Raw genomic sequence first — 12,171 nt, 5'->3', positions numbered from 1 at the left:
CTGGATGCCTTGACAAGGGTTTGGGGCCGCCCTCAAACTGGCGTTGCGCTTACCGCAATCTGTTTCGCTATACGCACCGAGGTGTCATGATGATTCCCGCGTGCCTTCTCGCGGATCTGCCGCGAGGCGAGGCCTACCGGCTCGAAGCCGATCCGCCGGTGTCGGTGTTCCACACCGACACCGGCGAAGTGTTCGCCATCGACGACACCTGCACCCACCAGGACGCCTCGCTCGCCGACGGCTGGTTGGAGGGTTGCGAGGTGGAATGCCCGCTGCACGCTTCGAAGTTCAACCTCCGGACCGGGGCCGTCGACGCTCCGCCGGCCAAGCGCCCGGTGCGTACCCACGAGGTCATCGTCGAGGGCGGCATGATCTACGTCGTGTTGTCCACGGAGGCCCCCAACCTGCCGCCCTGCGTCGGGTCCCGGCTGGCCGGAGGCCGCGCGTGAGGACGGTGGCCGTGGTGGGCGCCTCGCTGGCCGGCCTGTCGGCGGCGCGCTCATTGCGGAAACAGGGGTACGGCGGCCGGCTGGTCGTCATCGGTGACGAACCGCACCGCCCGTACGACAGACCGCCGCTGTCCAAGGAGTTCCTCGTCGGCGGGATCGGCGAAGCCGATCTCGCGCTGGAGTCGGACGACGAGGACCTGCAGGCGGAATGGCTGCTCGGCGCCCGGGCCACCGCACTCGGCACCGACGGTACGGGCCGTGTCGTGCGGCTCGCCGACGGCCGGGAGGTCCGGGCCGAGGGCGTCGTCATCGCGACCGGTGCGGTAGCGCGGAGCCTGCCGGGCACGGACGGGACGGCCGGGGTGCACACTCTGCGCACCCTGGACGACGCCCGCGCCCTGCGGGACGAACTGGCCCTGGGTGGGAGGCTGGTCGTGATCGGAGGCGGATTCATCGGTGCCGAGGTCGCTTCCACCGCATACGCCCTCGGACTCGACGTGACGGTCGTCGAGGCGGCATCGACGCCGCTCGCCGGACCGCTCGGCGAGATCATGGGCGGCATCGTCTCCGCCCTCCATGCGGACCACGGCGTACGGCTGCTGTGCGGCGTGGGTGTCAAGGGGCTGAGCGGCGAGACCCGGGTCGACGCCGTCCTGCTCGAGGACGGCCGCAGCATCCCCGCCGACATCGTCGTCGTCGGTGTGGGCGCGAGCCCGTGTGTCGAGTGGCTGGAAGGGTCCGGCGTTGTCCTCGACAACGGCGTCAAGTGCGGCGCGGACGGCCGTACCAGCCTCGCCGGTGTGGTCGCGGTCGGTGACTGCGCCTCCTGGTACGACCCCCACGCGGGGGTCCATCGCCGCGTCGAGCACTGGACCGGTGCGCGGGAGCGGCCCGACGCTGCCGTGGCCGCGCTGCTGTCGCGGGGTGCTGCGGAGCCGGGTGTGCCCAGGCCGCCGTACTTCTGGTCGGACCAGTACGGGGTGAAGATCCAGTTCGCCGGTCATGCGGCCGGTGCCGACGGCGTGACGGTCGAGGAAGGCGCCCTGGGCGACCGCAGTTTTCTGGCCGTCTACCGGCGTGCCGGGCAGCCGGTCGCCGTGCTCGCGATGAACCAGCCGCGACTGTTCATGCGTTGGCGCAAGCAGCTCGCCTCCGCGGCATCTTGACAGCGCCGATGCGACCTTTCATTCTATTGTTGCGTATTACGCTCAGCGTTGCTCCATGCAAAACACCGTCCGGAGCTGCTCTTCCCGGCGCGTGAATGACCGATCCACGACGTTCTCCGAGGAGTGCACTGTGACCTCGACCAGCCTGCCGGACAGCCTGATCGCCACCCTCCCCGGCTCCTCCTACACGGATCCAGAGATCTTCGCCCAGGAGCAGGAGCGCATCTTCGAAACGATGTGGTTCTGCGCCGTACGCTCCTCGGATCTGGCCAGGCCCGGCGCCTTCCGGACCGTAGGGGTGGGCCGCGAGAGCATTCTGATCACGCGCGCACGGGACAACTCCATACGTGCCTTCTTCAACGTCTGCCGGCACCGCGGAGCGAAGCTCTGCACGGAGGAGACCGGCGAGGTCAAGCGTGCCTTCCAGTGCCCCTACCACGCCTGGACGTACGACCTGACGGGCAAACTCGTCGCGGCGCCCAACCTCACCAAGATGCCCGACATCAGCCGCACGGAGTACGGCTTGGCGGGCGTGGCGACCCATGAATGGCTCGGCTACGTGTGGGTGTGCCTCGCGGAGAGCCCGCCTCCCTTCGAGGAGGTCGTGCAGGACGTCGTCGCACGCCTCGGCGACACCGAGTCGATCGAGCACTACGACATGGAGAAGCTCGAGGTCGGCAAGCGGATCGTCTATGACGTCAAGGCGAACTGGAAGCTGATCGTCGAGAACTTCATGGAGTGCTACCACTGCGCCACGATCCACCCCGAACTCACCGAAGTGCTACCGGAGTTCGCCGACGGGTACGCCGCTCAGTACTACGTTGGGCACGGTGCGGAGTTCGGCGCCGAGATCAAGGGCTTCACCGTCGACGGCTCCGAGGGGCTGGACCGCATTCCGGGGGTCACCGAGGAGCAGGACCGCCGCTACTACGCGATCACCGTCAAGCCGCAGGTGTTCATCAACCTCGTCCCCGACCATGTGATTTTTCACCGGATGTACCCGGTCGCCGCGGACCGCACGCTCGTCGAGTGCGACTGGCTCTACCTCAAACGCGTCGTCGAAAGCGGCAAGGACGTCAGCCGGTCGGTGGAGCTATTCGACCGCGTCAACCGGCAGGACTTCGACGCGTGCGAGCGCTGTCAGCCCGCGATGAGCTCCCGGCTGTACGCCAAGGGCGGCGTACTGGTGCCCAGCGAGCACCACATCGGTGAGTTCCACGACTGGGTCCAGGAACGCCTGGGGACAGGGCAGCCGCAGTAGCGGCGGCGGTTCTCGGCAGGTCGACGCCGGCGGCCGATGGGCCGGCGACGGCCTCGCAAGGGTGGTCAGCCCAGGTAGCCCATCCGATGGCTGATCTCGTCCGCACCCTTGACCAGCACCGGAGCGAGCTCATGCATACGCTCCTCGGTGAACCGGTACGAGGGTCCGGAGGCGCTGAGCGCCGCGATGACCACTCCGTCCCGATCGCGGACCGGCGCGGCCATGGCGTGGAGCCCGACTTCCAGCTCCTCCACAGTCCAGGAGTAGCCACGCTCCCGGGCCTCGGCGAGATTCTTCTCGAGCTTCGTCTTCGAGGTGAGGGTGTGCGTGGTCACCTTCTTCAGGCCGGCCTCGGAAAGCATCGCGGCGCGTTCCCTGGCCGGCAGGTAGGCCAAAAGGATCTTGCCGCTGGAGGTGGCGTGCAACGGGGTCAGCTTGCCGACCCAGTTGTGCGCGGCGACGGCCCCCGGACCGCGCACCTCGTAGAGGTTGATCGCGTAGTGCTCCTGCATGACGGCGATGTTGATGGTCTCGCCGATCTCCTCGGCGAGGCGCTCGCAGACCGGGCGGCCCTGCTGGGTGATGTCGATGCGTCCGGTGACCGCGCCGGCCAGGCGTACGATGCCGAAGCCGAGGCGGTACTTGCCGCGCTCGCCCGCCTGCTCCACCAGACCGCGCGCCTCCAGGGCGCCGAGCAGTCGGAACGCGGTCGACTTGTGAACATCGATCTCGGCGGCCACCTCGCTGACGCCGGCCTCGCCGCGCTGGGCCAGGATCTCCAGCACGCTGATGGCGCGGTCGACGGACTGCACGCCGCCAGGCTGCGAACCCGTCGTTTCGGTATCTGGACTGTAGTTGCTCACAGCAAAACTATATGCGCAGTAAACAACAGAAACGCAAACAACAGCGTGGAAACGCAGGCTCGCACGTTGCGCTTTCCGCAACCTGGTGCGTATAGCGCTACCTGTATTAGCATGCCACGCGTATCTACGGCGCGAGCGAGACGAGGCACCATGGCTCCCCTGCAATACGACTTCGTCATCGTCGGTGGTGGATCCGCCGGCAGCGCTCTGGCGAACCGGCTCTCCGCCGACCCGGGCAACCAGGTGCTGGTCCTGGAGGCCGGCCGGCCCGACTACCCGTGGGATGTCTTCATCCACATGCCCGCGGCGCTGACCTATCCGATCGGCAGCCGGTTCTACGACTGGAAGTACGAGTCCGAACCCGAGCCGCACATGGGCGACCGGCGCATCTACCACGCGCGCGGCAAGGTGCTGGGCGGCTCCAGCAGCATCAACGGCATGATCTTCCAGCGCGGCAACCCCATGGACTATGAGCGCTGGGCCGCCGATGCCGGGATGGAGACCTGGGACTACGCGCACTGTCTGCCGTACTTCAAGCGGATGGAGAACTGTCTCGCGGCCGATCCCGACGACGAGTTCCGCGGCCACGAAGGCCCGCTCGTCCTCGAACGCGGCCCCGCCTTCAACCCGCTGTTCACCGCCTTCCTCAAGGCCGTCCAGGAGGCGGGCTACCCCCGCACCGACGACGTCAACGGCTATCGGCAGGAGGGCTTCGCCCCATTCGACCGCAACGTCAGCCGGGGCCGCCGTCTGTCGGCTTCGAAGGCGTACCTGAAGCCCGTGAAGAAGCGGCCCAACCTCACCATCACCACCCGCGCGCTGGTCACCCGCGTTCTCTTCGAGGGCAAGAAGGCCGTCGGCGTCGAGTACCGGCGACGTGGCAAGGTCCAGCAGGCGCGCGCCCGCGAGGTCATCCTCTGCGGCGGCGCGATCAACTCCCCTCAGCTGCTCCAGCTCTCCGGCGTCGGCAACGCCGAGGAACTGAGCGCGCTAGGCATCGACCTCGTCCACGACCTGCCGGGTGTCGGCGAGAACATGCAGGACCACCTGGAGGTGTACATCCAGTACGCTTGCAAGCAGCCCGTCTCCATGCAGCCGTACATGGCCAAGTGGCGCGCCCCCTTCATCGGCCTGCAATGGCTCTTCCGCAAGGGCCCCGCCTCGACCAACCACTTCGAGGCAGGCGGCTTCGCCCGCAGCAACGAGGACGTGGACTACCCCAACCTGATGTTCCACTTCCTGCCGATCGCGGTCCGCTACGACGGCTCCTCGCCGGCCGGCGGCCACGGCTACCAGGTGCACGTCGGGCCCATGTACTCCGACGCCATCGGCTCGGTGAAGATCAAGAGCAAGGACCCGAACGAGCACCCGGCACTGCGCTTCAACTACCTGTCCACCGAACAGGACCGCCGCGAGTGGGCCGAGTCGATCCGCGTCGCCCGCAAGCTCCTCAACCAGCCCGCTCTGGCCCCGTACAACGACGGGGAGATCTCACCCGGCCCGTCCGTGGAGAGCGACGAGGAGATCCTCGCCTGGGTTGCGAAGGAGGGCGAGACCGCCCTGCACCCCTCGTGCACCTGCAAGATGGGCACCGACGAGATGTCCGTCGTCGATCCGACCAGCATGCGTGTACACGGCGTGGAGGGACTGCGCGTCGTCGACGCGTCGGTGATGCCCTACGTCACCAACGGCAACATCTACGCGCCGGTGATGATGATCGCGGAGAAGGCGGCGGACCTCATCCTCGGCAAGGAGCCGCTGCCCGCCTCCAAGGCCGCGTACTACCGGTACCGCGACGCCCGGAAGCAGGCCGGGTAGGCATTGGACGCCGAACACTTCCGGGCGCTGCTGTCGAGCGTCCGCTACGAGGTGCTGCCCGCGAAGACGACCGAGGACAAGGTCCTCGCCCATGTCCCGCGCGACGTCGTCGTCACCGTGACGGCCTCGCCGGTCAAGGGCCTGGAGCCGACGCTCGACCTCACCGTCCGGCTCGCGGCGCACGGCTACCGCGTCGTCCCGCACGTGCCCGCGCGTCTGTTGCGGGACGACGCGCACCTGAAGGACGTCATAGGCCGGCTCCGGGAGGCGGGCGTCGACGACGTCTTCGTCCCGGCGGGCGACGCTGATCCGCCGGCCGGGGCCTATGCGGGGGCGCTGCCGGTGCTGCACAGGCTGAGCGAGCTGGGCAGCCCCTTCGCTCATGTCGGCATCACTGGTTATCCCGAGAGCCACCCGCTCATCCACGACGACCTCACCATCCAGGCGATGTGGGACAAGCGCGCGCACGCCACGTACATCGTGAGCAACCTCTGCTTCGACCCGCGCGTGCTGGCTGAGTGGGTCGGCCGGATACGCCGCCGCGATGTCACCCTGCCCGTCCATGTGGGTGTCGCGGGCCCCGTGCAGCGGGCGAAGCTCCTGTCCATGGCGGCCAAGATCGGGGTGGGGGAGTCGACCCGCTTTCTGGCCAAGCACGCCTCCTGGTTCCTGCGCTTCGCGGCCCCCGGCGGCTACTCGCCCGATCGCCTGCTCGCCCGCAGCGCCGAGGCGCTCACCGCGCCCTCGGCGGGGGTGGCGGGCCTGCACGTGTTCACCTTCAACCAGGTGGCCGAGACCGAGCGGTGGCGTTGCGCTGTGCTGGACCGGTTGGGCGGCTGAGCGGACCGGCGGGTCGCTTTCTCGGAGCCCATACAACGCCGGGGCGAGGCTGGAATCCAGCCCCGCCCCGGCGATCGTCCGCCGCTCAGCGGAATACAACCGTGCGGTTGCCGTCCACCATGACGCGGCTCTCGCTGTGCCACTTCACCGCGTGCGCGAGCACCTGCGCCTCCACGTCCCGCCCGACCGTGACCAGCTCCTCGGAGTCGAGCGAGTGGTCCACCCGGACCACTCCCTGTTCGATGATCTGCCCCTCGTCCAGGTCCGGCGTCACATAGTGCGCCGTCGCGCCGACGAGCTTCACTCCGCGCTCGTACGCCTGCTGGTAGGGGCGCGCGCCCTTGAAGCTGGGAAGGAAGGAGTGGTGGATGTTGATGGCGCGCCCCTCCAGCTGTTTGCACAGGTCGTCGGAGAGGATCTGCATGTAGCGGGCCAGCACCACCAGGTCGATGTCCAGCTCGCGCACGAGCTCCAGCAGGCGCGCCTCGGCGTCGGCCTTGGTGTCCTTGTTCACCGGGATGTGGTGGAAGGGGACGCCGTAGGTCTCCGCCAGTCCCTCGAAGTCCCGGTGATTGGAGACGATCGCCGGGATCTCGATGTTGAGCGCACCGGTGCGTCGGCGGAAGAGCAGATCGTTGAGGCAGTGGCCGAACTTGGACACCATGATCAGCGTCCTGGTCGGGGTCGAGGCGTCGCGGAGGGTCCAGGAGATTTGGTGGGCCTCGGCGACGGGGCCGAATCGGTAACGCAGATTTTTCAGATCGGCGTTTGGATCGGAAACGTCGAAGTGGACCCTCATGAAGAAACGGCCCTTGAGTCGATCATCGAACTGCTGGCTCTGCAGGATGTTGCCGGAGTTCCTGACGAGGAAGCCGCTCACGGCGTGGACCAGCCCGGCGCTGTCCGGACACGAGAGAGTCAGGACGTACTCACGGCCAGGATGCGGTCGAGGGGACATGTGCAGCCTCCGTTGGTGCGTATTGCACAACATGGTGAGCGATACGCAACATGGTTGGGCTATGTGCGGCTCGTGGTCAAGAGCGGTCGCGCAACTGCCCGCATGGCGCAATCGTCACCTGTCAGCCTCTTGACGTATGTCCGCACATTGACCAGGGTGTTCCATCACAAGCAATACGGTGCACAATGCGCAACGAAATTCGCTCGAAGGGCTCCACACGTGGCAGACCTGTATGTGGACGGAGAATGGCGCGATCCGGTGGCCGGAGGTCACCGCGACATCCGCTGTCCCGCTGACGGCGCGCTTGCCGCGACCGTGTCCGAGGGGACGCGCCCCGACACCGAGGCCGCGATCGCCGCGGCCCGCCGGGCCTTCGACGAAGGACCCTGGCCGCACACCCCCGAGCGGGAGCGCGGTGCGCTGCTGCTGCGCACCGCCGACCTCATCGAGCGCGACGCCAAGGAGTTCGCCCGCGCCGAGTCGCTGGACACCGGCAAGCGGCTGGTGGAGAGCGAGTGCGACATGGCCGACGTCGTTTCCTGCTTCCGCTACTACGGCGGGATCGGGGGCACCGATGCCGGCCGGGTGATCGACACCGGCCGCGACGACGCCGTCAGCCGCGTCGTTTACGAACCGGTCGGCGTGTGCGGGCTCATCACCCCGTGGAACTACCCGCTGCTCCAGGCGTCCTGGAAGGTCGCGCCCGCCCTGCTCGCGGGCAACACCGTCGTCCTCAAGCCCAGTGAGCTCACCCCCTCCACCTCGATCCTGCTGATGCGGGCACTCGAGGAGGCCGGGCTCCCGGCCGGCGCCGCCAATCTCGTCCTGGGCACCGGACCCGAGGTGGGCGCACCGCTCTCCGAGGACCCGGCCGTCGACATGGTCTCCTTCACCGGGGGGCTGGAGACCGGCAAGCGCATCATGGCCACCGCCGCCGCGACCGTGAAGAAGGTGGCGCTGGAGCTCGGCGGCAAGAACCCCAACGTCATCTTCGCCGACGCAGACTTCGAGACGGCCGTGGACTTCGCTCTCACGGCTGTCTTTCTGCACTCCGGCCAGGTCTGCTCGGCCGGAGCCCGCCTGATCGTCGAGGACTCCCTCCACGACGCCTTCGTCGACGAGGTCGTCCGCCGCGCCCGGCAGATCCGCCTCGGCGGACCCTTCGACCCCGAGGCCGAGACCGGAGCGCTGATCTCCGTGCAGCACCTGGAGAAGGTCGAGGCGTATGTGGCGGCGGGCCTCGCCGAGGGCGCCGTACTGCGCTGCGGCGGTGCACGCCCGGACGACCCGGCACTGGCGAACGGCCACTACTACCCGCCCACCGTGCTCGACGAGTGCCGACAGGACATGCGTGTGGTGCGGGAGGAGTCCTTCGGCCCCGTGCTCACCGTCGAGCGCTTCCGTGACGAGGACGACGCTGTACGCATCGCCAACGACACCGAGTACGGACTCGCCGGAGCCGTCTGGACGCAGGACGCCGGGAAGGCCCAGCGGGTCGCCCGGCGGCTGCGCCACGGCACGGTGTGGATCAACGACTACCACCCCTACGTGCCGCAGGCGGAATGGGGTGGCTTCGGGCACTCGGGCGTGGGACGGGAGCTGGGATCGACCGGCCTGAACGAGTACCGAGAGCCCAAGCACATCTGGCAGAACATCCAACCCCGGCCGCAGCACTGGTTCCGCGGCTGAACGCCGAAGAGAGGTCGATCGTGACCCCAGCACAGACCGAGGTGCCGCAGCGGCGCAGCACGCCCCAGGACTTGGGCCCCACCCCGGTCATATCCGTGCGCAAGCTGTGGAAGGTGTTCGGGCCGAAGGCGGACCAGGTGCCGGACTCCGAGGAGTTGTGCGGGCTCACCCGCCGTGAGCTGATGGACCGCACCGGATGCACCGCCGCCGTACGAGACGTGAACTTCGAGGTCTCGCCGGGCGAGGTCTTCGTCGTCATGGGCCTGTCCGGCTCCGGCAAGTCCACCCTGGTGCGATGTCTGACCCGGCTGATCGAACCCACCGCCGGTGAGATCGTCTTCGAGGGCGAGGACATCCGCGGCGCGGACGGCAAGCGCCTGCGCGAACTGCGGCGCCGCAAGTTTTCCATGGTCTTCCAGCACTTCGGGCTGCTGCCCCACCGCCGGGTCGTCGACAACGTGTCCTTCGGCCTGGAGATCCGCGGCATGAGCAAGGCCGAGCGCACCAAGCGGGCCCTGGAGGTCGTCGAACTGGTCGGCCTCTCCGGCTACGAGAACTCCTATCCCGACCAGCTCTCCGGCGGTATGCAGCAGCGCGTCGGCCTCGCCCGGGCGCTGGCCGGCGATCCGGACGTACTCCTCTTCGACGAACCGTTCTCGGCGCTCGACCCGCTGATCCGCCGCGACATGCAGAACGAGGTCATCCGTCTGCACCACGAGGTCGGCAAGACGATGGTGTTCATCACCCACGACCTCTCCGAGGCGCTCAAGCTGGGCGACCGCATCCTCATCATGCGCGACGGCAAGACGGTCCAGTGCGGTACCGGCGACGAACTGGTCGGCGCCCCCGCCGACGATTACGTACGCGAGTTCGTCAAGGACGTGCCGAAGGGCGACGTACTCACACTGCGGTGGATCATGCGTCCGGCGAAGCCGGACGACGCCCTGGACGGCCCAGAGCTGGGTCCGGACGTCGTGGTGCGGGAAGCCACCCGGGCGGTGCTGGCGGCCGAGAAGCCGGTCAAGGTCGTCGAGAACGGCAAGTTGCTCGGCATCGTCGGTGACGAGGAGATCCTTGCGGTGGTCGCCGGACGGGAAGGCGACATGTGATGACCGTCGCCATAGAGAAACGGGAGAAGGCCGACAAGGCCGACAAGGCCGAAGAGGCTGTGCCCGTCGCGGGCGGGCGCAGGATCAGCCGCCGCATGGTGGTGGCCGCGATCATGGTCGGGTGGCTGGTGCTCTTCGCCCTGCTGCGTGGAAAGCAGACCCTGGCGCTGGCGGCGGCGGACCTCACCGATCTGCACCGCTGGTTCAACGACGTCAATGACTCCATCGGCGCCAATCGCAACTCCAACCCCCTCTTCCTCTATTTCTTCAACGAGATCCGCCTGGTCATCGACAATCTGGTGACCTTCGTCCAGGACCTGATCTCCCAGCCGTCCGCCGACCGGCCGCTGCCGCAGATCGGCTGGCTCGGCGTCGTCGGCATAGCCGGCTACATCTCCTGGGCCGTCGGCAACTGGCGGGTCGCGCTCCTGGCCGTGGCCGGCTTCACCTTCCTCGGGCTGCAGGGCCTGTGGCAGGAGAGCATGGACACCCTGGCGCTCACCCTCTCTGCAGTCGTCGTGGCGTTGCTGTTCGCGATCCCACTGGGTGTGTGGGCAGGGCTCTCCGACCGGTTCAACCAGATCATGACCCCCTTCCTGGACCTCATGCAGACGATGCCGACCTTCGTCTACCTGGCCCCGCTGACCCTGTTCTTCCAGATCGGCCCGGCCTCCGCCACGATCGCCACGCTGATCTACGCGGCACCGCCGACGATTCGCATCACCGCGCACGCCATCCGCTCCGTACCGGAGACCACCGTGGAGGCGGCCGACTCGCTGGGCTCGACGCGGCGGCAGACACTGCTGAAGGTGTTGCTGCCGATGTCCAAGCGGACCGTGGTGATGGGCATCAACCAGACCATCATGGCCGCCCTGGCCATGGTGACCATCGCGGCCCTGATCGACGCCCCCGGCCTCGGAAAGACCGTCGTCCAGGCCCTGCAGTCGCTCGACGTCGGCACGGCCTTCAACGCGGGCCTTGCCATCGTCGTCATGGCCATCGTCCTCGACCGGGTCACGACGGCGGCGAGCGGACGGGCCGAGGCGGCCAGGCGCTCGGGCAACCGCTTCCTCAGGTGGCGGCGCCCGCTGCTGGCGGGCGGCGGAGTGGTGGCTGCGGTCCTGGTGTACCTGTCGCACCTGTACGTATGGGCGGCCGAGTTCCCCGGCGAGGGCGGCGCCGGCAGCACCATCGCGAGCGCGGCGGACAACGTGACTACCTGGGCGCAGGACAACCTGGCGGGCATCACGAACGCCTTCCGCGACGCCATCACCAACGGGCTGCTCAATCCGTTCCAGACACTGCTGACCGACTCCCCGTGGTGGCTTGTCGGCGCGGCCCTGGTCGGACTCGGCACGGTGCTCGGCGGATGGCGCGCCGGGGTCACCGCGGCCGTGTGCGTGGGACTGCTCGTCGGCACGGGCGTGTGGTCGGACAGCATGACGACGCTGGCGTCGACCCTCGTGGCGACGGTGCTGGTGCTGGTGCTCGGTGTCGCCTTCGGGGTGTGGATGGGGCGCAGCCCGCTCGTGGACCGGATGCTGCGGCCCACCCTGGACGCGGCACAGGTCATGCCGCCGTTCGTCTATCTCGTGCCGTTCCTCGCGCTGTTCGGCGCGACACGCTTCACGGCGATCGTCGCTGCCGTCGTCTACGCGGCTCCGGTCGCCATCAAGATCATCGGGGACGGAGTGCGGGCCGTGCCCGAGACCACCGTCGAGGCGGCCACGGCTGCCGGGTGCAACACCTGGCAGATCATCACCAAGGTTCAACTGCCGATGTCACGCAGTGCCCTGACGCTCGCGACCAACCAGGGTCTGATCTACGTGCTGTCGATGGTTGTTGTGGGCGGCCTGGTGGGAGCGGGCGCCCTCGGCTACGACGTCGTGGCCGGATTCTCTCAGGGGCAGCTGTACGGCAAGGGGCTGGCGGCGGGGCTCGCCATCGTGCTGCTCGGAGTCATGTTCGACCGGATCACTCAGGCAGCGGCTCGGCGTACGAGCGCATAAGGAGCGCGG

10 protein-coding genes are annotated in these 12,171 nt (G+C 68.2%); 8 read left to right on the top strand and 2 right to left on the bottom strand.

What is annotated here, in order from left to right; genetic code table 11:
* Window positions 1-86 precede the first annotated feature (86 nt).
* The 3 genes from ACIQK6_RS07570 to ACIQK6_RS07560 all read left to right on the top strand — a co-directional run bounded on the left by ACIQK6_RS07570 (window position 87) and on the right by ACIQK6_RS07560 (window position 2,876).
* A complete protein-coding gene (locus tag ACIQK6_RS07570; RefSeq protein ID WP_329096584.1) occupies window positions 87-449 on the top strand; it encodes a bifunctional 3-phenylpropionate/cinnamic acid dioxygenase ferredoxin subunit in 363 nt (120 codons plus the stop codon).
* Window positions 446-1,615 carry an FAD-dependent oxidoreductase gene (locus ACIQK6_RS07565; RefSeq protein WP_329096583.1) on the top strand — a complete coding sequence of 390 codons (1,170 nt, stop codon included), beginning with the start codon at window positions 446-448 and terminating at the stop codon, window positions 1,613-1,615. The genes ACIQK6_RS07570 and ACIQK6_RS07565 overlap by 4 nt, the downstream gene beginning before the upstream one ends.
* A 130-nt stretch (window positions 1,616-1,745) precedes the next feature.
* Window positions 1,746-2,876 carry an aromatic ring-hydroxylating dioxygenase subunit alpha gene (locus ACIQK6_RS07560; protein ID WP_329096581.1) on the top strand — a complete coding sequence of 377 codons (1,131 nt, stop codon included), beginning with the start codon at window positions 1,746-1,748 and terminating at the stop codon, window positions 2,874-2,876.
* 65 nt (window positions 2,877-2,941) lie between these two features.
* On the opposite strand, the gene ACIQK6_RS07555 is transcribed toward ACIQK6_RS07560, so the two are convergent.
* On the bottom strand, window positions 2,942-3,688 hold the full coding sequence (locus ACIQK6_RS07555; RefSeq protein ID WP_329096579.1) for an IclR family transcriptional regulator: 747 nt from the start codon (window positions 3,686-3,688) through the stop codon (window positions 2,942-2,944).
* Between the two features lie 201 nt (window positions 3,689-3,889).
* Between ACIQK6_RS07555 and betA the strand changes: the two genes are divergently transcribed.
* On the top strand, window positions 3,890-5,557 hold the full coding sequence (betA, locus tag ACIQK6_RS07550) for a choline dehydrogenase (RefSeq protein WP_329096577.1): 1,668 nt from the start codon (window positions 3,890-3,892) through the stop codon (window positions 5,555-5,557).
* A 3-nt stretch (window positions 5,558-5,560) separates the two neighbouring features.
* Entirely contained in the window at window positions 5,561-6,397 is an 837-nt protein-coding gene (locus ACIQK6_RS07545) for a 5,10-methylenetetrahydrofolate reductase (protein ID WP_402694470.1), read from the top strand.
* Between the two features lie 85 nt (window positions 6,398-6,482).
* On the opposite strand, the gene purU is transcribed toward ACIQK6_RS07545, so the two are convergent.
* A complete protein-coding gene (gene purU, locus ACIQK6_RS07540; RefSeq protein WP_327388286.1) occupies window positions 6,483-7,355 on the bottom strand; it encodes a formyltetrahydrofolate deformylase in 873 nt (290 codons plus the stop codon).
* Between the two features lie 219 nt (window positions 7,356-7,574).
* Here purU and ACIQK6_RS07535 point away from each other — a divergent pair, with 219 nt between their 5' ends.
* Genes ACIQK6_RS07535 through ACIQK6_RS07525 form a run of 3 tightly spaced genes read left to right on the top strand, consistent with a single transcriptional unit; the run spans window position 7,575 to window position 12,162 of the window.
* Window positions 7,575-9,044, top strand: a complete 1,470-nt coding sequence (locus ACIQK6_RS07535) for an aldehyde dehydrogenase family protein (RefSeq protein ID WP_329096572.1) — start codon at window positions 7,575-7,577, stop codon at window positions 9,042-9,044.
* A 20-nt stretch (window positions 9,045-9,064) separates the two neighbouring features.
* The gene (locus ACIQK6_RS07530; protein ID WP_329096569.1) at window positions 9,065-10,153 is read left to right on the top strand and encodes a glycine betaine/L-proline ABC transporter ATP-binding protein; all 1,089 of its coding nucleotides are present in this window, start codon (window positions 9,065-9,067) and stop codon (window positions 10,151-10,153) included.
* Window positions 10,153-12,162: an ABC transporter permease subunit gene (locus ACIQK6_RS07525; protein ID WP_329096567.1), complete on the top strand. Its 2,010-nt coding sequence runs from the start codon at window positions 10,153-10,155 to the stop codon at window positions 12,160-12,162. The genes ACIQK6_RS07530 and ACIQK6_RS07525 overlap by 1 nt, the downstream gene beginning before the upstream one ends.
* The last annotated feature ends 9 nt before the right edge of the window (window positions 12,163-12,171 follow it).

This window comes from Streptomyces sp. NPDC091682, from assembly GCF_044756625.1.
In the GTDB taxonomy this organism is placed as follows: Bacteria; Actinomycetota; Actinomycetes; order Streptomycetales; family Streptomycetaceae; genus Streptomyces.
This window is presented reverse-complemented; position numbering and strand designations above follow the sequence as displayed.

What these genes read in the sequence shown, in the direction of transcription:
- purU (WP_327388286.1), bottom strand. Translation starts at nt 7,355, where the DNA reads ATGTCCCCTCGACCGCATCCTGGCCGTGAGTACGTCCTGACTCTCTCG.
- betA (WP_329096577.1), top strand. Translation starts at nt 3,890, where the DNA reads ATGGCTCCCCTGCAATACGACTTCGTCATCGTCGGTGGTGGATCCGCC.
- ACIQK6_RS07570 (WP_329096584.1), top strand. Translation starts at nt 87, where the DNA reads ATGATGATTCCCGCGTGCCTTCTCGCGGATCTGCCGCGAGGCGAGGCC.
- ACIQK6_RS07525 (WP_329096567.1), top strand. Translation starts at nt 10,153, where the DNA reads ATGACCGTCGCCATAGAGAAACGGGAGAAGGCCGACAAGGCCGACAAG.